Below are 19271 nucleotides of genomic sequence, written 5' to 3' on the forward strand. Positions count from 1 at the left end.
CTTCCATCGTAGGTCCACGTAGGGTGAACCCATGATCTCCTACAGATCAGTCACCAAGCGCTTCGCCGACGGCACCGTCGCGGTCCAGGACTTCAGCCTCGACGTCCCCCGCGGCACCCTGACCGTCCTGGCGGGGTCCTCGGGCTGCGGCAAGACGACCCTGATGCGCATGGTCAACCGGATGGTCGACCCCTCCTCCGGGCAGGTGCTCGTGGACGGCGAGGACGTGGCCGGCCGGGACCCGGTCGCCCTGCGCCGGCGCATCGGGTACGTCATGCAGAACTCGGGACTGCTGCCCCACCGCACCGTCGCCCAGAACATCGCCACCGTCCCGCGCCTCAACGGCGTGGACCGCCGCGCGGCCCGGCGGCGCACCGGGGAGATGATGGAACTCGTCGGCCTGGACGCAAAGCTGGCCGACCGCTACCCGGCGCAGCTCTCCGGCGGCCAGCAACAGCGTGTGGGGGTGGCCCGCGGACTGGCCGCCGACCCGGACATCCTCCTGATGGACGAGCCCTTCGGGGCCGTGGACCCGCTCGTGCGCTCCGAGCTGCAACGCCAGCTGCGCCAGCTGCACGGCCAGATCGGCACCACCATCCTGTTCGTCACCCATGACATGGACGAGGCCCTGGCCCTCGGCGACCAGATCGTGCTGCTGCGCGCGGGCGCGGACATCGCCCAGCAGGGCACCCCGCGGGAATTCGTCGCCGAGCCCGCCAACGACTTCGTGCGGACCTTCCTCGGACTGGACCGCGGCCAGCGCACCCTGCACCGCGAGCGCGCCGCGGACGGCTCGATCGTGGTGGTGGACGCCCACGGCCGGCCCGCCGGGGTGCTCGCGGAACCGGACGGCCGGCCCGACGACGGCGCGCACCCGGGTGCCGCGGCCGACGGCGGGCCCCGGCCGGGAATCCAGGACGCGCCGGGCGCATGAACTGGGTCCTGGACAACCTGCCGCTGATCGCGGACCGGACGTGGGCACACCTGGCCACGTCCCTGCCGGCCATCCTGGCCGCGCTGGTGATCTCCGTACCGCTGGGCTGGCTGGCACACCGCTACCGGATCCTGAACGGCCCCGTGCTGACCGGCGCCGGACTGATGTACGCCATCCCGTCCCTGCCGCTGTTCATCGTGCTGCCGGTGCTGATCGGCACCGGCGTGCGGGACGTGGTGAACGTGGTCGTGGCCCTGACCCTGTACGGGGTGGCCCTGCTCGTGCGCAGCGTGGCCGACGGGCTGGACGGGGTGCCGCCGGAGGCCCGCGGCGCCGCCGTGGCCCTGGGCTATCCGCCGCTGCGCCGGTTCCTGACCGTGGACCTGCCCCTGGCCGGCCCGGTGATCCTGTCCGGGCTGCGGGTGGTGGCCGTCTCCACGGTGTCCCTGTGCACCGTGGGGGCCGTCTTGGGCATCCCGTCGCTCGGGCTGCTCTTCACGGACGGGTTCCAGCGCGGGATCCTGGCGGAGATCCTCACCGGGATCGTGCTGACCGTGGTGCTCGCCCTGGCACTGGACCGATTGCTCGTGGTGCTGGGCCGGCTGGCCATGCCCTGGACGCGTGCGGAGGCGGGGGCATGAACCAGTTGTGGGAGGCCGTGCTCTGGTGCCTGGACCCCGCGCACTGGACCGGGCCGTCCGGGATCGCCGCGCGGTCCCTGGAGCACCTCGGCTACACGCTGCTGGCCGTGGTGATCGCCGCCGCCATCGCCGTGCCGATCGGCTGGTGGGTGGGCCACACGGGCAGGGGGCGCGGAGCCGCCGTCGCGCTCTCCGGGGCCGCCCGCGCCCTGCCGACCCTCGGGGTGCTCACCCTGACCGCGCTGCTGCTGGGCATCGGGCTGGCGGGGCCGATGACGGCCTTCGTCATCCTGGCCGTCCCGTCCATCCTGGCCGCCGCCTATGCCGGCTTCGAGGCCGTGGACCGCCGCGTGATCGACGCCGCCCGGGCCCAGGGGTACACCGGCGCCCAGGTGCTCTGGCAGATCGAGGTGCCCCTGGGGCTGCCCGTGCTGGTCGGCGGGCTGCGCTCGGCCGCGCTGCAGGTGGTGGCCACCGCCACCCTGGCCGCCTACGTCGGCGCCGGCGGGCTGGGCCGCTACCTGTTCCTGGGCCTGAAGACCCAGGACTACGCCATGATGCTCGGCTCCTCCCTGCTCGTCGTCGTCCTCGCCCTCGTCCTGGACGGGGTGTTCGCCCTGGCCGGACGGGCCGCCGTCCCACGTGGGGTGACAGTGGCGCGCCGCGGGGTCAACGCGTAGGTTTCAGAACAGCGCCCGTCTCCGGAAGAGGACCCCCATGAAGAACCCCACCCGCCGTTCCGCCCTGGCCCTGGCCGCCGTCGCCGCCCTCGCCCTGACCGGCTGCGGCAGCTCCGACCCGCTCGGCGGCCAGGACACCGCCTCCGGCTCATCGTCGGCCACGGGGGGCACGGGTGGGAGCGGGGACGCCCTCGTCATCGGGTCCCAGCAGTACTACTCGAACGAGATCATCGCCGAGCTCTACGCTCAGGCCCTCGAGGCCGAGGGGTACACGGTGGAGCGGGACTACCAGATCGGCCAGCGCGAGGTGTACCTGCCGGAGGTCGAGTCCGGGGCCATCGACGTCATGCCCGAGTACGGCGGGAACCTGCTCCAGTACTACGACGCCGAGGCCACGGCCACCTCGCCGGAGGACATCCAGGCCGCGCTGACCGAGGTGCTGCCCCAGGGGCTGCGTCCGCTGGAACCGGCCGAGGCCACGGACCAGGACTCCTACAACGTCACCCGCGCGTTCGCCGAGAAGCACTCCCTGACGTCCCTGGCGGACCTGAAGAACGTGGACGAGCCGCTGAAGGTGGCCGCCAACTCCGAGTTCGAGACCCGTCCCTACGGTCCTGCGGGACTCAAGGAGGCCTACGGGGTGGACGTGACCGTGGTGCCCGTGGAGGACTCGGGTGGCCCGCTGACCGTCAAGGCCCTGGTGGACGGGGACGTCCAGCTCGCCGACATCTACTCGGCCGACCCCTCGATCGCGGCCGAGGACCTGGTGACCCTGGAGGACCCGGAGAACCTGATCCTGCCGCAGAACGTCACTCCGATCGCCTCCGAGGCCGTGGACGAGGAGGCCGCCGCGATCATCGAGAAGGTCAACGCGAAGCTCACCCCGGAGGCGCTCATCGGCCTCAACCGGGAGTCCGTCGAGAAGGAGGCCTCCAGCGAGGACATCGCGCAGGCCTGGCTGGCCGGTCAGGGACTGTCCTGACACCCCAGTAGGCTGGAGCGGTGAGCCAGACCGCGCCCGGAGCATCGACCGACACCGAACTGACGCGGTACCGCTCGCTGCGCACCGCCCTGGTCTGGCTGGCGGGGATGCTGCTGCTGACCTACCTGGCCTCCGTCCTGACCCTGCCGTGGAAGGCCGTCTCCCTGGTCTTCGCCGTCACCGGCATCGTCTTCGGCGTCCTCGCCCTGGTCCGCACCGCCCGGATCCCCTCGCCGTGGCTCCTGCGCGTGGGCGCGGTGGCGGGCATGGCCGGCTGCGCCCTCTTCGGGTTCGTCACCGCCTCCCAGGTCGTGTTCTGGGACGCCACCACGCGGTTCGAGGACTGCACCGCCGGCGCGATCACCGAGCGTGCGCTGGAGCGGTGCAGCCAGGAGTACACCGAGCAACTGGCCGGGTTCACCGGTCCGGTCGGTGCCCGGTAACGGGTACGCGCCGGCCCGGATCACCCGCACACGGACGGCGGCGAGACACGGTGGGTGGCCTCGAGGGCCACGGTGACCACGTCCCGGAGGTCCTGGTGCGCGCCGAAGGCCTCGCGCTGGAGGTGCGCGCCGGTGCCCTGCCGCAAGACCTGGGTGACGACGGCCTCGACCGTCCCCTCCTCCCCGTAGTCGACCAGGACGGGCCGGACGCCGTCCAGCAGCCGGCCGAGGACATCCGCCGCGGGGGCGGGAGTCCCGGTGGCCGGGTCGATCAGCCGGCCCGCGACACCCGAGCGGCTGGCCAGCCAGGTCCACACTCCCAGCTCCGAGGCGGGGACCTCGGGAGCCGGCCGGCGTGGCTCCCTGACGGCGGTCTCCACCAGGGCCCTGACCAGCGCGGCGATCACGGCCGCCACGGCCTGGTCCGTGCAGACGTCGGCGATGCGCACCTCGAGCGTGGGGTAGCGCTCGCTGGGGCGGGCGTCGTAGTAGATCATGCCGGCGTCCAGGGGGACCTGCGTTGCCAGCAGCCGGTCCCGGTGCCGGTCATAACCGGCGGCCGAGCCGAACACCTCCGGCGGACCGCTCACGGGCCATCGGGTCATCACCCGGTGGCGGTAGGAGGCGTAACCGGTGTCCACCCCCTGCCAGTACGGGGAGTTGGCGCTGAGCGCCAGCAGGGGGGCGAGCCAGACACGGATCCGGTCGAGGGCGGTCACGGCCTCGTCCCGGGAGGAGACGCCCACGTGGACGTGCAGGCCGTTGGTGAGGTTCTCCAGGGCCATCACCCCGAACTCCCTGCCGATCCGCTGGTAGCGCGCCTTCGGGGTCAGGTGGAGGCTCGTGCCGCCCGGGGCCGTGGCCAGCGCCGCGACCCGTCCGCCGGCCCGCACGGCGGCCTCCTCGGCGAGGGCCCGCCCGGCCCGGAGGGCCGCGAACTGTCCGGTCAGGGTGGTCTGCGGAGGGTTGTCGACCTCGATCTGTTCCTGTTGCAGCTCCACCGTCACCCGGTGGCCGGAGGGCGTCTCCTCGGACCGCGGACCCGCCACCGCCTCCCCGGCGGGCAGCGGTTCCAGGGAGGGAACCGCCACCAGCAGGAGCTCCTCCTCCACACCGAACGTGCGCATCTACCGCCACCTCGCCTCGTCGAAGGCTCCCAGCATGGCAGACGCGTCATCCGGGCGTGACTCGGAGCACACCCGCCGGGGAGGGTCAGGCCGGCGGACGGCTCAGGCCGACTGCCCGATCGCCCCCTGGTTGGCGGTGTGCGAGACCTCGATGCGGCGGGGCTTGGCCTCCTCGGCCACGGGGATCTGCAGCGTCAGCACACCGTCGGTGTACGAGGCGTCGATCCTGTCCGTCGCCAGCCCCTCGCCGAGCGTCAGCTGCCGCGCGAAGGTGCCGGTGGTGCGTTCCCGGGCAAGCCACTGGATCTGGCCCGTCTCCTCGTCCTGCCGGTCGGCGCGGATGGTCAGCGTCCGCCCCTCGAGGTCGACGTCGATCGACCTGGGGTCCACCCCCGGCAGGTCCACCTTCAGGACGAAGTGGTCCTCACTGCGATACAGGTCCATCGGCATCGCCTGTGTCCGCACCGACGATGCCATCTGCCCGAAGACGCCGTTCAGCACCCGGTCGATCTCGCGCAGGGGATCAACATGGTTGGCCACAGAAATCACCTCCATACGGTGACCGGACCCGGGCCTTCCGGGCCGGCGGGCCGTGGCTACGGCCTCGGCAATTATTTAGCACTCTTGGTCGGAGAGTGCCAGAGCCGGGTGCCTAGTCCTCCTCGGGCCCCCGGGTCCTCCCGGCGTCCGTGTCGCCCTCGAACCCGTCGACGTCGTCCGCCTCGTCGTGCCACTCGTCCGGCAGCACGAAGCGGTCCCGCTCCCACCACGGGGACACCAGGTAGCCGATCATCGCCCCCAGGCCTACGAGGACGCCGAGCAGGCCGGCGGCGGCCCAGGGATTCGGGCCCAGTCCCGTCATCCGGCCCACCCCCAGGGACCCTCCGGAGACGGCGAACGGCAGCAGGGACAACAGGGCGGTCGCCAGGGCCACCAGCAGGCCCAGCACCAGGGTGGAGGCGGTCAGCGAGGCCCAGCGGGACTCGATCCGCACGGCCAGCCACTCGTCGAAGTGGTTCTCCCCCTCCCGCAGCAGCCACCAGCCGGCCATGAAGCCGCCGACCACCGGCACGAGCAGGAACAGCCAGGACCAGGCTGGGTCCAGGCCCACCGGCACGGCGGTCAGCACCGGGATGGCCGGCTGCGGGCCGACCGCGGTCATCAGCGGGGAGACGGTGGACCCCGCCCCCAGGGAGAACCCGGCCCCGGTGGTCCAGGCCAGCGTCCACATCGCCAGGTTGGGCATGATCCCGAGCTGCACCGCGGTCAGGGTGGCCCCGCCCCAGATGCCGGCGTCCACCTGCTGGTACACCTGGGCGATGTCCGCCCAACTCAGGGCGACCTGCACGGACAGCGGGACCGAGGCCAGGGCGAAGGAGGCCATCAGGCCCACGAACCCGGCCCGCACCACGGACCAGGCGTAGGACCCGGCCCAGCGGGACGCCTGTGACCAGGTGGCGATGCGCTCGGCCGCGTCGACCCCGATCAGCCGTTCCCACGAACCGGCCTCCCTCCGGGCGCCGGTCAGCAGGGCGACCACCATCAGCGCCGTGGGGATCAGCGTCCCCAGGAACGGGTTGATGGCCACCGACTCACTCGGCACCAGCAACGAGGTGCCCAGGCAGAAGAGGGCGTACGCACCGGCCCCACCGGCGAGGGGCTGCCAGATCTGGTCCCGGTAGGACGCGCGCGCCAATCGCCGTCCGGCCCGCCAGCCCAGGGCCAGCGGGATCAGGACCAGGCCCCAGGGCAGGAACCAGAACGTGCCCGTCAGCGTGTCCGCGCTGCTCGTCGGGGACTCCAGGGTCAGGTGCAGCGGCACGCCGTGCAGCGCCAGCCACGCCTGGCCGCCCAGCCGGGCGATGAAGTCCACCTGGGTGGCCGCGAAGCCGGCCATGGACCAGATGCCCACCAGGGGCACCACGACGAGGATGGCCGAGACCACCGCGGCGATCAGGGTCTCGATCACCCCCTGGACCCAGAGGGGCAGGGGCAGCGGCTTCAGGGCGCGGGGAGTGCGAGGATTCATGTCACCGTCCATGGTGCCACCCGGTCCGGGGGCCGGACGGCAGCGGCGCGGCCCGGCACCGCCCGTCGCCCCACGCGGGGGCATACCGACTGTTCACCCGCCCGCCACCTGGCTGCCACCGCGCCGAGTCACCGCTGACAGGGACGGACCATAGCGTCCGGGAGCGTGAGAGTAGTCATCGTCGCCGAATCGTTCCTGCCCCACATCAACGGTGTCACCCACTCGATCCTGCAGGTGATCCGCCACCTGCGCTCCCGCGGTGACGAGGTCCTGGTGATCGCGCCGTCCTCGTCGTGGATGGACGACGAGGCCCCCGCCGAGGTCGAGGGATATCCCGTCCACCGGCTGCCCTCCATCCCCCTGAGGGGATACACGAACGTCCGGGTGGCCGCCGGGACCGTCAACCGGGTCCGTCGCGTCATCGCGGACTTCGCGCCCGACGTCGTCCACATCGCCTCCCCGTTCGTCCTGGGCTGGCGCGCGGTGCAGGCCGCCAACGCCCTCGGGGTGCCGAGCGTGTGCGTCTACCAGACCGAGGTCCCCAATTACGCGGCGCGCTACGGTGTCCCGTGGCTGGAGGAGGTCCTCTGGCAGCACGTGGAACGCATCCATGACCACGCCACCCTCACGGTGGCCCCCTCGAGCTTCTGCGTGGACCAGCTGCACGCCCGCGGGATCCAGCGGGTGCACCTGTGGCGACGGGGCGTGGACACCACCCGGTTCTGCCCCGCCCGGCGGGACGAGGCGCTGCGGGCCGAGCTGGCCCCGAACGGGGAGCGGCTCATCGGCTTCGTCGGGCGGCTGGCCTCGGAGAAACAGGTGGAGGACCTGGCCGTGCTCAGCGACCTGCCCGGCACCCGCCTGGTGATCGTCGGATCCGGCCCGTTGAAGGGGTCCCTGGCCCGCCGGCTGCCCGGGGCGCACTTCGCCGGGTTCCAGGGCGGAGAGGACCTGGCCCGGCACATGGCCAGCCTCGACCTGTTCGTGCATCCCGGGGAGTCGGAGACCTTCTGCCAGACGATCCAGGAGGCCATGGCCTCCGGCGTCCCGGTGGTCGCGGTGGGACGCGGCGGACCGCTGGACCTGGTGGACCCCTCCCGCACCGGGTGGCTGTACCGGCCCGGCGACCTGGCCGGGCTGCGGGACCGGGTCCGGGACCTGGTCTACGACGACATCAAGCGCTCCGCGTTCGCCGAGGCCGCGCACCAGGCCGTGCAGGGCCGGACCTGGCCCGTCCTGTGCGAGCAACTGGTCGGATACTACGAGCGCGCCGTCCGGGTCCGTGACCGGCAGAACGACGTGTTCGTGCGCACCTACCTGGAGCAGTCGGCCGGCTGGGACGGCTGGCTGGTCCAGCGGTGACCCGTCCGGGGGCCGGGCGCACGATGGGGCCGCCCGCCGGGACGGCATCGTCATGCTTTCCGGCCCCGCCCAACCGGCCGGTACAGTAGTCCCGGCCTGTCCCTACCTGGGGATGCCCTCCTGGTGAGGGGACGCCACTGAGGAAAGCGAGGACGGACATGGAGCCTGGTCTGGAGAAACTGCGGGACGAGGTCTTCCGCCGCAACCCCGGCGAAAGCGAGTTCCACCAGGCCGTCACCGAGGTGTTCGAAGCACTCGGGCCGGTCGTCAACCGCCATCCCGAATACGTCGAGTCCGGGATCCTGCGCCGCATGTGCGAACCGGAGCGCCAGATCATCTTCCGCGTGCCGTGGGTGGACGACAACGGGCACGTGCAGATCAACCGTGGCTTCCGCGTGGAGTTCAACTCCGCGCTGGGGCCGTACAAGGGCGGACTGCGGTTCCACCCCTCGGTCTACCTGGGCATCATCAAGTTCCTGGGCTTCGAGCAGATCTTCAAGAACGCCCTGACCGGCATGCCGATCGGCGGCGGCAAGGGTGGGTCCGACTTCAACCCGGCCGGCCGCACGGACGCCGAGATCATGCGCTTCTGCCAGTCCTTCATGACCGAGCTGTACCGCCACATCGGCGAGTACACCGACGTCCCTGCCGGTGACATCGGCGTGGGCACCCGGGAGATCGGTTACCTGTTCGGCCAGTACAAGCGCATCACCAATCGCTTCGAGTCCGGCGTGCTCACCGGCAAGGGCATGTCCTGGGGAGGGTCCCTGGTCCGTCCGGAGGCCACCGGCTACGGCGCCGTGATGTTCGCGGACCAGATGCTGCGCACCCGGGGTGCCTCCATGGACGGGCAGACCGTCCTGGTCTCCGGTTCGGGCAACGTGGCGCTGAACGCCATCGCCAAGTCCCAGCAGCTGGGGGCCACCGTGCTGACCGCCTCCGACTCCTCGGGATACGTGGTGGACGAGGACGGGATCGACCTGGAGCTGCTGCGCCAGGTCAAGGAGGTCCGGCGTGGCCGGATCGCCGAGTACGCCGAAGAGCGCGGCGGCCGGTCCCGTTTCGTGGCCGACGGCTGTGTCTGGGACGTGCCCGGCACCGTGGCCATCCCCTCGGCCACGCAGAACGAGCTGGACGACAAGTCGGCGCTCACCCTGATCGACAACGGGCTGGTCGCCCTGGCCGAGGGCGCCAACATGCCCTGCACCCAGAAGGCCACCGAGCACATGATCCATGCCGGGGTGCTGTTCGGCCCGGGCAAGGCGGCCAATGCCGGCGGCGTGGCCACCTCCGCCCTGGAGATGCAGCAGAACGCCAGCCGGGACACCTGGAGCTTCGAGTACACCCACGACAAGCTCGAGCAGATCATGACCGACCTGCACGACCGCTGCCTCGAGACCGCCGACCGCTACGGCACCCCGGGCAATTACGTGGTCGGTGCGAACATCGCCGGTTTCGTCAAGGTCGCCGACGCGATGCTCGCCCAGGGCGTGATCTGACCCTCGCACGGTCGGACCACCGGCGGCCGGGGCTCCCCGGGACACTCGCGGCTGACCGCGAGACCCGGGGAGTCCCCGGCCGCCGCTCTCGTGAGCAGCCCCGGGGCCCTACGGGGCCAGGTGCGTGAGAGTGTGCTTCTGGTCCTCGCTCAGCCGGACCGGACGGCCGGTGGCTGAGTCCACGAAGACCATCGTGGAGGTCGCGGTGACGCACTCGGTGCCGTCCACCCCGTCGCGCAGCGAGTAGGCGATCTCGATCGAGGCCCCCTTCGCGGCGGCCACCCAGACCCACGCGCGCACCGGGACGTTGCGGTACTCCAGCGGACGCCGATAGCGGATGCGGTGTTCCGAGATCAGCACCTGCACGCTGTCCGGCATCCCGTCCAGCAGGTTCACCGGCGCCCCTGCGCCCGGCGCCCCGGTCCCGGCAGGCACCCCGAACGCCAGGATGCGCACCTCCTCGAGGATCGCCGCCACCTGCACGTTGTTGACGTGGCCGTAGGCGTCCATGTCCCCCCAGCGCACGGGCACGTCCACGCGCACGGCGGGCCCGCCACCGTCGGGACGGTCCTCGATCCGGCCGGTCATCCCGTGGCCCGGCTCAGCGGGCATCGTCCAGCTCCCGGGAGTCGGCGTCCAGGCCTGGGTCCTGGGCGTTGCGCGGCCAGGTCAGCAGCGCGGCGCGCCCGGTCTCGAGGATGCCCAGTTCCTCCAGCTGACGGGACAGCGCCGCCCCGTCCGGGCCGTAGCACCACGGCACCCCGGGAGTGGTCTCGCGGGTGTCCGTGGCGCGACCACCGGCCAGCAGGGCCTGGGACGGCGTCAGCTGACGGATCACGATCGCCTTCACCCTGTCCGGGTGGCGGCGGGCGAAGTCCGCGTAGATCTCCGGGTCGTGCTGGCCGTCGTCGCCGATGAGCAGCCAGCGGACCTCCGGGAACTCCCGGGCCAGCCGGTCCAGCTGGGTGACCTTGTGCTCCAGCCCGGAGCGGAACCAGCGGTCCTCCGTGGGACCCCAGCTGGTCAGCAGCAACGGGCCGGAGGGGTACAGGTTGCGGGACAGGAAGCGGGACAGGGTCTGGGCCACGTTCCACGCGCCGGTGGAGAGGTAGACGACCGGGGAGGTGGGCTGCTGTTCCAGGAGGCGGTGCAGCATGACGGCCATCCCGGGAGTGGCGGTGCGGGCGTGCTCGTCCAGGACGAAGGAGTTCCAGGCCGCCAGCATCGGCCGGGGCAGGTAGGTGACCACCACCGTGTCGTCGATGTCCGAGACCACGCCGGTGACCGTGCCGTCCTCGACGATGTAGACGTCCGAGGTGGCCGGCTCGCTGCCGTCCGAGGTGAGGGTGACCGTCTGCCAGCCCGGTTCCATCTCGACCTCCACGAGGGCGTCCACCACGCCACCGCGGTCGGCGCGCACGGTGAAGGACTTCCCGCCCGCCAGCACCTTGACCTCGGCGTAGGGCACGGGCGGGGAGGTGAAATTGTGCCATCCGCGCAGGCCGTCCTCGACCACCCTGGACAACCGGCGGCCGTTCTCGAAGGCGTCGTCCGGCGCCATCACCACGCGGGAGAACACCCGGATCCAGGAGGTGGTGCCGTACCCGGTGAAGGACAGCACGGTCGGCTCGTGCCCGCGCCGCAGGGCGCCGGCGTAGCGGAAGCGGTGCCACCGGTCCTGGACCAGCGTCGCTATGTGCTCGGTGACCAGGGTCTCCCGGTCCTCGATCAGCGGGGACGGCACGGCGTCCGGGGCAGGCGGGGATGCAGGAGTCCGATCGGCCATAGGATCCAGTATCCCTCACCCGCGCACGTGCGGTTCACCACGTGCGGGCAGGGACGCCGGGGCCTCGGGAGGCCCCCCGCTAGGCTGGCGCCATGCCCACCTCAGTCCCCGCCCCCGCGAGTTGCGCCGCGTCGCCGTCGAGGCGGCCGCCGCCTGCGCACCACGGCTCGTCCGGGCCTTCCGCTCCACTCCCGCCGACCTCGACCTCTCCACCAAGCGGAACACCCACGACCTGGTCACCGTGCACGACGGGGCGACCGAGAACGAGCTGGTGCGGTTGCTCGGCGCAGCCGTCCCGGGCAGCCGGTTCGTCGGGGAGGAGGGCGGCGCGCGCGGGCCGGACGGGGTGGACGATCACGCCCTCACGCTGGTCGAGGCCGGTGCGGCGGCCGCGACGCACACCCTGGAGTGGATCATCGACCCGATCGACGGCACGGCGAACTTCGCCCACGGCTTCGCCATGTTCTCGATCTCCGTCGCCGCCGCCGTGGACGGCGTGGTGGTGGCCGGCGTCGTGCTGGACCCCGTGAACGGGCTGGAGTTCTCCGCGGACGACGACGGCGCCTACCTCAACGGGCAGCGGTTCGGGTCCCGGGGTTCCGGGGCCCCCGCGGCCGGCCCCGGCGGGCAGGACGCGGTCGCGCCGGTCGGGGCCCCCGCCCCGGACGAGCATGCCCTGAACCTGGTGACGTCCTATCCCTCCGCCGAGGCGCTGGACGTCGACGGACCGGTGGCGCTGGAGCGCTTCGGCCGGCTCGTGGACGCCTACGCCACCGTGCGGCGCACCGTCTCCGGCGCCCTGGAACTGGCCTACACGGCCATCGGCTGGGCGGACGTGACGATGGGGATGGACACCAATCCGTGGGACGTGGGCGTCGGCCAGCTCCTGGTGCGCCGGGCGGGCGGCCACTACCTGGCCCGCTTCTACGACACCGACGGACCGGAGCGGCGCGAACCCCACCTGGCACCGTGTTACGTGGCGGTCGCCCCCGGGCGGACGGCCCCGACCGCGGTGCGCGTCCTGGAGGAGACCGTCACGGCCCGCCGGGCGGCCGGCCACCGGACGGCCGGCGTCCGGGCCGACCGGGTCGACCGGGCATCCACCCCTTGATGCCGGACGGTCCGGCGTGCCTAGGGTGTGCCATGACCGTGAACAGGACGGGGACGACCGACCTGGCCCACGGCCGGTCGGAGAGTGACCGCGGCCCTAGCCGTGGAACCGCCCGCGCACGATAATGAAAGTGCTCGCTGACAGGGACCTGAGAGTCCCTCCGGACGACACCGGGCGGGCGCTGACCCCGAGAGGGAAGAAGGAGACCGGGCCATGATGTTCGAACATGCCGACGACGAGCCGATCCTGGTGCTGGACGAGGATCAGTGCTGGAGGGTCCTGGAGAACACCCGGCACGGCCGGCTCGGGTTGCGGGTGAACGACGAACTCGACCTGGTCCCGGTGAATTTCGTGGCCCGGGACAAGCGGATCTACTTCCGGACGGCACCCGGCAACAAGCTGGCGGAGCTGACCATCAACCCCAAGGTCATCTTCGAGGCGGACGGCATCCTCTCGGACGAGGCCTGGTCGGTGCTGGCCCGCGGCCACGCCCGGGTGCTCGAGAAGGACGACGAGATCGAATTTGCCGAGTCCCTGAGTATTGACCCCTGGGTCCCGACGTATAAGGATTTCTACGTAGAGGTCAACGTCAACCGGGTCACCGGTCGGCACTTCGTCTTCGGTGAGCATCCAGAGCGCTTCGAGTAGCAGCCGGATGGACACCAAAACACCTGACCCCCGGCAGCTGACGCGCTAGCCGGGGGTCAGGTGCGTCCGGGGCCCGGATCAGCCCGTCGCGTCCTCCACGTGGCTCGGCGCCCACATCCGCAACCGGGTCTGGACCACGACGACGTTCGGCCCCTCCGCGGCTAGGGCGCGTTCCAGCGCGGGGCCCACCTCCTCCACCGCCACCTGCTCGGCCGGGATGCCGAAGGACCCGGCGAGGGCCACGAAGTCGGGACGGTCCAGCTCGGTGGCGGTCGCCTGACCAAAGGTGTCCTCCATGTAGGCGCGCAGGATCCCGTACCCGCCGTCGTCCACGATCAGCCAGGTCACCGGCGCGCGGTGCTGGCGGGCCGCGGCCAGCTCGGCGATCGAGTACATGGCGGAACCATCACCGGCCACCGCGAGCACCCGCGCGTCGGCCCCCCGCCTGCCCTGCCGCGCCAGGCCCATCGCCCCGCCGAACGCGGCGGGGAAGGCGTATCCCAGCCCGCCGGCGCCCTGGGCCGAGTGGAACTGCCCGGACCTGGCGTCCCACACGTTCCAGGCCCAATAGGCGGCGATGGTCATGTCCCAGTAGGTCTGCATGGCCTCGGGCACCGCGGCGCGGACATCCGCCATGAACCGCCGTTCCCGGTGCAGGTCCTGGCCGTCCAGTCGCTCCTGGACGCGGCGGTTGACCTCGGCCACCACCTGTGCGGCGCCGCGGCCGTGCCAGTCGGACCGGGCCCAGCCGCCGGGCGCGCCGGTCTCCTGGCCCCCGACGGTCGCCGCCGACCGCTCCAGTGCCTGCGCGAGGGCCGCGAGCGCCTGGCCGGCGTCCGCCCGCACGCCGAGCGTGGGGAAGTTCGATTCGAGCACGCGCGGCTCGGCGTCGACCTGGATGAGCCGGCCGCGCGGTTCCAGGGTGAAGTAGTTGGAGGTGACCTCACCGAGGGACGAGCCGATCACGAGCAGCACCTCGGCGTCCTCGAGCACCTCGGTCACGTACCGGTCCTCCACCCAGGAGCCCAGGGAGAGCGGGTGGTCCACGGGGAAGGCCGAATTGCCACCGGGGCTGCACACCACCGGGGCGTCCAGCAGCTCGGCCACGCGGCGCAGCTCGTGCAGCGCCCCGGGCCCGGACCGCCGCACTCCCCCGCCGGCCACGATCGCGGTGCGGGCCGAGGAGGCCAGCCAGCGCACCGACTCCGCCACCAGCTCCTCCCGCGGCGGGTGGTCATAGGGGATGGCGAGCGCGTCCTGCACCGGCGGGACGAGGACCTCCCCCAGCAGCACGTCCTGGGGCACCTCCACCCACACCGGACCCTGCGGCACGGTGATCGCCTGGGCCCAGGCGTCCTGGATGGCCGAGGGGATGCCCGAGGCGTGGTGCACGGTGACCTGAGCCTTCGTCACGTTCTGCGCCGAGGCCTTCTGGTCGTCGAGCTGGTGCAGCATGCCCTTCCGGCGAGCACCCAGCCCCGAGACGGGGATCTGGGAGGCGACGACGACCATCGGCACCGCGGTGGCGTACGCCTCCTGCAGCCCCGCCAGGGCGGTCAGCGCGCCGGGCCCGGTGGACAGGAACAGCACGCCGACCTCACCGGTGGCCCGCGAGTAGCCGTCGGCGGCGAACGCGGCGTTGTTCTCCACCCGGTTGGAGACGAACTCCAGCTCCGAACGGGACAGCGCGTCGAACAGGCCCAGGGCGTGCTGGCCCGGGATCCCGAAGACGGTGCGGGCGCCCAGGGCGTGCAGGGTCTCGACGACCAGGTCCCCGCCGTTGCGCCTAGCGGTCCCGTCCCGCGCCCCGCTCCCGGCTCCGGGACCGGGCGTCATGCCGTGCCCTCGCGCGAGGCCCGCAGGTCGGCCATCAGCCCGACGAGGTCGTAGGCCACGTGCGCGGCCGCCACCCCGGTCAGTTCGGCGTGGTCGTAGGCCGGAGCCACCTCCACGACGTCGGCCCCCACCAGGTCGAGTCCGCGCAGTCCGCGCAGGATCTCCAGCAGTTCCCGGCTCGTCATCCCGCCGGCCTCCGGGGTGCCGGTGCCCGGCGCGTGGGCGGGATCGAGGACGTCGATGTCCACCGAGACGTACAGCGGCCGGTCGCCGATGCGCTCGCGGAGCCGGGCCACCACCTCGTCCACCCCCAGGCGGAACACGTCCGCGCTGGTGACGATCCCGAAGCCGAAGCGCCGGTCGTCCTCGAGGTCCTTGCGGCCGTACAGCGGTCCGCGGGTACCGACATGGCTGAGGGCGTCCGTGTCGAGGATCCCCTCCTCCACGGCGCGGCGGAACGGGGTGCCGTGCGTGTACTCGGCGCCGAAGTAGGTGTCCCAGGTGTCCAGGTGGGCGTCGAAGTGGAGCAGGGCGAGCGGCCGCCCGGCGCGTTCGGCGGCGGCCCGCAGCAGCGGCAGGGCGATGGTGTGGTCACCGCCGATCGTCAGGAGCGAGGCGCCGTCCTGTGTCAGTGCCAGTGCGTCGGCCTGGATCGCCTCGATCGCCTCGTGGATGTTGAACGGGTTCACCGCCATGTCCCCGGCGTCCACCACCTGGACCTGGGCGAAGGGGGAGGTGTCCGTGGCGGGGTTGTAGGGCCGCAGCAGCCGGGAGGACTGCCTGACGTGCCCGGGGCCGAAGCGGGCCCCCGGGCGGTAGGACACCCCCGAGTCGAAGGGGACGCCGACGACCTTGACGGCCGCGGTCCGGCCGGCAGCGGCGGCCTCCTGGTCCGTGGGCAGCAGGGCGAACGTGGCGGCCCCGCCGAAGCGGGGCACGAGGGCAGAGTTCACCGGGCCGATGTTGCCGTTCTCGGTGACGCGGGGGATCTCCAGCATGGTGTGACCTCTCGGTGGGTGGCGGTGGATGCGGTGGGTGGCAGCGGGGAGCGGTTGGCGGGGCGTGCGGAGGGTGGCGTCGTCAGCTCAGGCGGCGGCCCGCCAGCGCCCAGAGCACGACGGCCTCGCGCTCACCGGGATTGGACCAGCTGTGCGGCTCGGAGCCGGAGAAGGAGGCGGTGTCCCCCGCCTCGAGCCGGACCTCGCCGCCGGTGGTGATGAACACGAGGCTGCCGCTGATCACGTGCAGCGACTCGACGTCGCAGTCCACCGTGTAGAGCTCGGCGTCCCCCCGGCCCCCGGGGGCGATCACGGCGCGGATCAACTGCAGCCCGCGCCGACCGGGAGGCGTCAGCAATTGCTCCGAGATGCCGTCCCCGCCCAGGTTGACCCTCGGTGCGTTCTCCAGCCGGACCACGGCGGTCTGCGGGGCGTCCAGGATCTCCCCCGCCGAGACGCCGAGCACCTGGCAGATGGCCACGAGGCTCGCGACGGACGGACTGGTGAGGTCCCGCTCCACGCGGGAGAGGAAGCCCTTGGTCAGTCCGGAGAACTCGGCCACCTGGTCCATGGTCAGCCGCCGCTCCTGCCGCAGCGCGCGCAGGCGTCCGCCGATCGCACGGTCCGGGACCGTGGGCTGGATCGGCAGGGACTTCACGGCCGTCTCCTGCGCCGGGTACGGCCCCGAGGTTGTCTGTGGAGCAACATGTGTTTACCGTAGTCCCCACACGTGTGACCCGCAACACTCCTGAGCCGCGAGGAACCCCATGCAGACCCTGAACATCGTCATCATCTCGGCCTACCTCGCCAGCATGCTGCTGTTCGGCTGGTGGGGTCGGCGACGCACCCGCGGCACCTCGGACTACCTGGTGGCCGGCCGCCGGCTGGGCCCCATGCTCTACACCGGCACCATGAGCGCCGTCGTCCTGGGCGGGGCCTCGACCGTCGGCGGCGTGGGGCTCGGCTACGAGTTCGGCATCTCGGGCCTGTGGCTCGTGACGGCCATCGGCGTCGGCGTGCTGCTGCTGAGCCTGCTGTTCGCCCCGTCCCTGCAACGGCTCCGGATCTACACGGTCTCCCAGATGCTCACCCTGCGCTACGGCTCGGAGGCCACGCGCGCCTCCTCGATCGTCATGCTCGCCTACACCCTGATGCTGGCGGCCACCTCCACGGGCGCCTACGCCTCGATCTTCGTGGTGCTGTTCGGCTGGGACCGCTGGCTGTCCATCCTGGTGGGCGGCGGGATCGTCCTGGCCTACGCCGTGATCGGCGGGATGTGGTCCATCACCCTGGCGGACATGGCGCAGTTCATCATCATGACCGTCGGGATGTTCGCCCTGATGCTGCCCATCTCCCTCGCCAACGCCGGCGGCTGGAGCGGGCTCACCGCCCGGCTGGACGCCGAGTTCTTCGACCTCGGCGGCATGGGCCTGCAGTCGATCATCACCTACTTCGTCATCTACACCCTCGGCCTGCTGATCGGCCAGGACATCTGGCAGCGGGTCTTCACGGCGAGATCCCCCCAGGTCGCCCGCTGGGGCGGCACGACGGCCGGCGTCTACTGCATCCTGTACGGCGTGGCCGGGGCCGTGATCGGCATGGCCGCCGCGGTGCTGATGCCGCAGGTCGAGGTCCGGGACGACGTCTTCGCCACGGTCGCCCTGGGCGTCCTGCCCATCGGCATCGGCGGGCTCGCGCTCGCCGCCGCCGTGGCCGCCATGATGTCCACCGCCTCCGGGGCCCTGATCGCCGCCGCCACCGTGGCCCGGGCCGACGTCGTGCCCCTGGTCCGCGACCTCGCGGCCGGCCGGCGGCCGGAACGACTGGACGCCGCGCAGGCCGTCCGGGAGGCCGAGCAGGAGGCCGAGCAGTCCCGGCACTTCGAGGAGGACGTGAACTCCAACCGCTGGTGGGTCCTGGGGCTGGGCCTGTTCGTCCTGGTGCTGGCCATCCTGGTCCCGGACGTCGTGGCGGCCCTGACGATCGCCTACGACATCCTGGTCGGCGGCCTGCTGGTCGCCATCCTCGGCGGGCTGGTCTGGTCCCGTGGGACCGGACCGGGGGCCGCCTGGTCGATGGCCGCCGGCACGGTCGGCACGCTGACGACCATGATCGTCCTCGAGGTCCAGGCCACCGAGGCGTTCGGCGGGGTCTACGCCAACGAGCCGATCTACGTCGGGCTCGCGTCCTCGGCCCTGGTCTACGTCGTCGTCAGCCTGCTGACCCGCCCGACGCACCCCTCGGTGCTGGAGGCCTGGCGCCGTCGCCGGACCGAGGGCGCCACCGAGGAGCTCCGTCCGGGGGTGACCGTCTCCTGACCGCTCAGGCCCACCAGATCGCCCCGATGCCCAGCACGGCCAGGGCCGTCACGAGCGCCATGAGCCACAGCACGGCCCAGGCATCGGCCCGCACCCGTTCCCGGGCGATCCCGGCGGACTGTGTCCCGTAGCGGTGCCGCTGGGTCCAGTGGATGACGAGCGCGGCCACCGCGCTCAGCACGGCAGGTGCCAGGGCCAACGGGCCGACGGCCCCGTACCAGCGCAGGAACATCGCCGCCGTGACGATGAGCGCCAACAGGGAGCGGTCCCAGCTCATCACGGTCCGCTCCGGCTGCAGCCCCGGGTCCTGGTGCAGGGCGGTGGCGCTGAAGAGTGTCACCTCGGTGGTCCCGCCGGCCTCAGGCCGGCCGCATCAGGATGAACACGAACAGCACCACCGCCACGACGGCCCCGCCGGTGGCCAGGACCGGCACCAGCAGCGGCAACGGCAGCGGACGTCCCTGGCGCATGGCCCGCTCCACGCGCATCCAACGGAATCCTGCCGTGGTGGCGAGCAGGGCCGCGATGAGCAGCAGCCCGGACCCGGCCACCTTTCGGGTGAGCGGGTCGAACACGGACCCCGTGAAGGCCTCGACGGCGATCCCTCCGGCCAGCAGGGCCAGGGAGGTGCGGATCCAGGCCAGGAACGTGCGCTCGTTGGCCAGCGTGAACCGCGGGTCGGGCTCCCTGCCCCCGGCCAGCAACCGGGAGGCCAGGCGCCCTCGTGACGGGGTGACGGCGTCCTCGGGTGATGTCATAGGCCCATCGTAGAATGAGGGTGGTCCGGACGACCGGACTGTTGCCTTCCCGAGACGGAGCCGCCCTCTCGATGCCTGACGCATCCTCCTTCCCCGCATCCCGCCGCAGCCCGGACGGT

General features: G+C 72.2%; 20 protein-coding genes. 10 read left to right on the forward strand and 10 right to left on the reverse strand.

What is annotated here, in order from left to right; translation table 11 throughout:
- Positions 1-31 precede the first annotated feature (31 nt).
- Genes CITRI_RS0112620 through CITRI_RS0112640 form a run of 5 tightly spaced genes read left to right on the forward strand, consistent with a single transcriptional unit; the run spans position 32 to position 3680 of the window.
- Entirely contained in the window at positions 32-934 is a 903-nt protein-coding gene (locus CITRI_RS0112620) for an ABC transporter ATP-binding protein (protein WP_010145216.1), read from the forward strand.
- Positions 931-1575 carry an ABC transporter permease gene (locus CITRI_RS0112625; RefSeq protein ID WP_010145217.1) on the forward strand — a complete coding sequence of 215 codons (645 nt, stop codon included), beginning with the start codon at positions 931-933 and terminating at the stop codon, positions 1573-1575. The genes CITRI_RS0112620 and CITRI_RS0112625 overlap by 4 nt, the downstream gene beginning before the upstream one ends.
- Positions 1572-2255 carry an ABC transporter permease gene (locus CITRI_RS0112630; RefSeq protein ID WP_010145218.1) on the forward strand — a complete coding sequence of 228 codons (684 nt, stop codon included), beginning with the start codon at positions 1572-1574 and terminating at the stop codon, positions 2253-2255. The genes CITRI_RS0112625 and CITRI_RS0112630 overlap by 4 nt, the downstream gene beginning before the upstream one ends.
- Before the next feature lie 37 nt (positions 2256-2292).
- Complete coding sequence (locus CITRI_RS0112635) at positions 2293-3237, forward strand: ABC transporter substrate-binding protein (protein WP_010145219.1); 945 nt, start codon at positions 2293-2295, stop codon at positions 3235-3237.
- A 20-nt stretch (positions 3238-3257) separates the two neighbouring features.
- The gene (locus CITRI_RS0112640) at positions 3258-3680 is read left to right on the forward strand and encodes a hypothetical protein (protein ID WP_010145220.1); all 423 of its coding nucleotides are present in this window, start codon (positions 3258-3260) and stop codon (positions 3678-3680) included.
- 20 nt (positions 3681-3700) lie between these two features.
- Here CITRI_RS0112640 and CITRI_RS0112645 read toward each other — a convergent pair whose 3' ends face one another.
- The 3 genes from CITRI_RS0112645 to CITRI_RS0112655 all read right to left on the reverse strand — a co-directional run bounded on the left by CITRI_RS0112645 (position 3701) and on the right by CITRI_RS0112655 (position 6836).
- Positions 3701-4807, reverse strand: a complete 1107-nt coding sequence (locus CITRI_RS0112645; protein WP_010145221.1) for a glutamate--cysteine ligase — start codon at positions 4805-4807, stop codon at positions 3701-3703.
- A 102-nt stretch (positions 4808-4909) separates the two neighbouring features.
- The gene (locus tag CITRI_RS0112650; protein ID WP_010145222.1) at positions 4910-5347 is read right to left on the reverse strand and encodes an Hsp20/alpha crystallin family protein; all 438 of its coding nucleotides are present in this window, start codon (positions 5345-5347) and stop codon (positions 4910-4912) included.
- A gap of 112 nt (positions 5348-5459) precedes the next feature.
- Complete coding sequence (locus CITRI_RS0112655; protein WP_010145223.1) at positions 5460-6836, reverse strand: DUF6350 family protein; 1377 nt, start codon at positions 6834-6836, stop codon at positions 5460-5462.
- Between the two features lie 165 nt (positions 6837-7001).
- Here CITRI_RS0112655 and CITRI_RS17665 point away from each other — a divergent pair, with 165 nt between their 5' ends.
- A complete protein-coding gene (locus CITRI_RS17665) occupies positions 7002-8198 on the forward strand; it encodes a glycosyltransferase family 1 protein (RefSeq protein ID WP_010145224.1) in 1197 nt (398 codons plus the stop codon).
- 158 nt (positions 8199-8356) lie between these two features.
- A complete protein-coding gene (gene gdhA / locus CITRI_RS0112665) occupies positions 8357-9697 on the forward strand; it encodes an NADP-specific glutamate dehydrogenase (RefSeq protein WP_010145225.1) in 1341 nt (446 codons plus the stop codon).
- A gap of 108 nt (positions 9698-9805) precedes the next feature.
- On the opposite strand, the gene CITRI_RS0112670 is transcribed toward gdhA, so the two are convergent.
- Positions 9806-10309: a thioesterase family protein gene (locus CITRI_RS0112670; protein WP_010145226.1), complete on the reverse strand. Its 504-nt coding sequence runs from the start codon at positions 10307-10309 to the stop codon at positions 9806-9808.
- Positions 10299-11483, reverse strand: a complete 1185-nt coding sequence (locus CITRI_RS0112675; RefSeq protein WP_083843440.1) for an App1 family protein — start codon at positions 11481-11483, stop codon at positions 10299-10301. Before CITRI_RS0112675 ends, CITRI_RS0112670 begins: the two co-directional genes overlap by 11 nt.
- Before the next feature lie 121 nt (positions 11484-11604).
- On the opposite strand from CITRI_RS0112675, the gene CITRI_RS17670 reads away from it, so the two are divergent.
- Together CITRI_RS17670 and CITRI_RS0112685 are read left to right on the forward strand one after the other, a co-directional pair.
- Positions 11605-12594: an inositol monophosphatase family protein gene (locus CITRI_RS17670; RefSeq protein ID WP_010145228.1), complete on the forward strand. Its 990-nt coding sequence runs from the start codon at positions 11605-11607 to the stop codon at positions 12592-12594.
- Between the two features lie 213 nt (positions 12595-12807).
- Complete coding sequence (locus CITRI_RS0112685; RefSeq protein ID WP_010145229.1) at positions 12808-13242, forward strand: pyridoxamine 5'-phosphate oxidase family protein; 435 nt, start codon at positions 12808-12810, stop codon at positions 13240-13242.
- Between the two features lie 78 nt (positions 13243-13320).
- Here CITRI_RS0112685 and CITRI_RS0112690 read toward each other — a convergent pair whose 3' ends face one another.
- The 3 genes from CITRI_RS0112690 to CITRI_RS0112700 all read right to left on the reverse strand — a co-directional run bounded on the left by CITRI_RS0112690 (position 13321) and on the right by CITRI_RS0112700 (position 16734).
- Positions 13321-15078 carry a thiamine pyrophosphate-binding protein gene (locus tag CITRI_RS0112690; RefSeq protein ID WP_010145230.1) on the reverse strand — a complete coding sequence of 586 codons (1758 nt, stop codon included), beginning with the start codon at positions 15076-15078 and terminating at the stop codon, positions 13321-13323.
- Positions 15075-16076, reverse strand: a complete 1002-nt coding sequence (gene speB, locus CITRI_RS0112695; protein ID WP_010145231.1) for an agmatinase — start codon at positions 16074-16076, stop codon at positions 15075-15077. Before speB ends, CITRI_RS0112690 begins: the two co-directional genes overlap by 4 nt.
- Positions 16077-16158: 82 nt before the next feature.
- On the reverse strand, positions 16159-16734 hold the full coding sequence (locus tag CITRI_RS0112700) for a helix-turn-helix domain-containing protein (RefSeq protein WP_010145232.1): 576 nt from the start codon (positions 16732-16734) through the stop codon (positions 16159-16161).
- Positions 16735-16843: 109 nt separating this feature from the next.
- Between CITRI_RS0112700 and CITRI_RS0112705 the strand changes: the two genes are divergently transcribed.
- Complete coding sequence (locus CITRI_RS0112705; RefSeq protein ID WP_010145233.1) at positions 16844-18394, forward strand: sodium:solute symporter; 1551 nt, start codon at positions 16844-16846, stop codon at positions 18392-18394.
- Between the two features lie 4 nt (positions 18395-18398).
- On the opposite strand, the gene CITRI_RS0112710 is transcribed toward CITRI_RS0112705, so the two are convergent.
- Both CITRI_RS0112710 and CITRI_RS0112715 read right to left on the reverse strand, forming a co-directional pair.
- Entirely contained in the window at positions 18399-18734 is a 336-nt protein-coding gene (locus CITRI_RS0112710) for a DUF202 domain-containing protein (RefSeq protein ID WP_010145235.1), read from the reverse strand.
- Between the two features lie 19 nt (positions 18735-18753).
- A complete protein-coding gene (locus tag CITRI_RS0112715; RefSeq protein ID WP_010145236.1) occupies positions 18754-19152 on the reverse strand; it encodes a YidH family protein in 399 nt (132 codons plus the stop codon).
- Positions 19153-19271 lie beyond the last annotated feature (119 nt).

Origin of the sequence: Citricoccus sp. CH26A (assembly GCF_000224415.1) — a bacterium.
GTDB lineage: Bacteria > Actinomycetota > Actinomycetes > Actinomycetales > Micrococcaceae > Citricoccus.

Coding starts and splice junctions, on each gene's coding strand:
- CITRI_RS0112620 (WP_010145216.1), top strand. CDS start 32: ATGATCTCCTACAGATCAGTCACCAAGCGCTTCGCCGACGGCACCGTC.
- CITRI_RS0112625 (WP_010145217.1), top strand. CDS start 931: ATGAACTGGGTCCTGGACAACCTGCCGCTGATCGCGGACCGGACGTGG.
- CITRI_RS0112630 (WP_010145218.1), top strand. CDS start 1,572: ATGAACCAGTTGTGGGAGGCCGTGCTCTGGTGCCTGGACCCCGCGCAC.
- CITRI_RS0112635 (WP_010145219.1), top strand. CDS start 2,293: ATGAAGAACCCCACCCGCCGTTCCGCCCTGGCCCTGGCCGCCGTCGCC.
- CITRI_RS0112645 (WP_010145221.1), bottom strand. CDS start 4,807: ATGCGCACGTTCGGTGTGGAGGAGGAGCTCCTGCTGGTGGCGGTTCCC.
- CITRI_RS0112655 (WP_010145223.1), bottom strand. CDS start 6,836: ATGAATCCTCGCACTCCCCGCGCCCTGAAGCCGCTGCCCCTGCCCCTC.
- gdhA (WP_010145225.1), top strand. CDS start 8,357: ATGGAGCCTGGTCTGGAGAAACTGCGGGACGAGGTCTTCCGCCGCAAC.
- CITRI_RS0112670 (WP_010145226.1), bottom strand. CDS start 10,309: ATGCCCGCTGAGCCGGGCCACGGGATGACCGGCCGGATCGAGGACCGT.
- CITRI_RS0112675 (WP_083843440.1), bottom strand. CDS start 11,483: ATGGCCGATCGGACTCCTGCATCCCCGCCTGCCCCGGACGCCGTGCCG.
- CITRI_RS0112685 (WP_010145229.1), top strand. CDS start 12,808: ATGATGTTCGAACATGCCGACGACGAGCCGATCCTGGTGCTGGACGAG.
- CITRI_RS0112690 (WP_010145230.1), bottom strand. CDS start 15,078: ATGACGCCCGGTCCCGGAGCCGGGAGCGGGGCGCGGGACGGGACCGCT.
- speB (WP_010145231.1), bottom strand. CDS start 16,076: ATGCTGGAGATCCCCCGCGTCACCGAGAACGGCAACATCGGCCCGGTG.
- CITRI_RS0112705 (WP_010145233.1), top strand. CDS start 16,844: ATGCAGACCCTGAACATCGTCATCATCTCGGCCTACCTCGCCAGCATG.
- CITRI_RS0112715 (WP_010145236.1), bottom strand. CDS start 19,152: ATGACATCACCCGAGGACGCCGTCACCCCGTCACGAGGGCGCCTGGCC.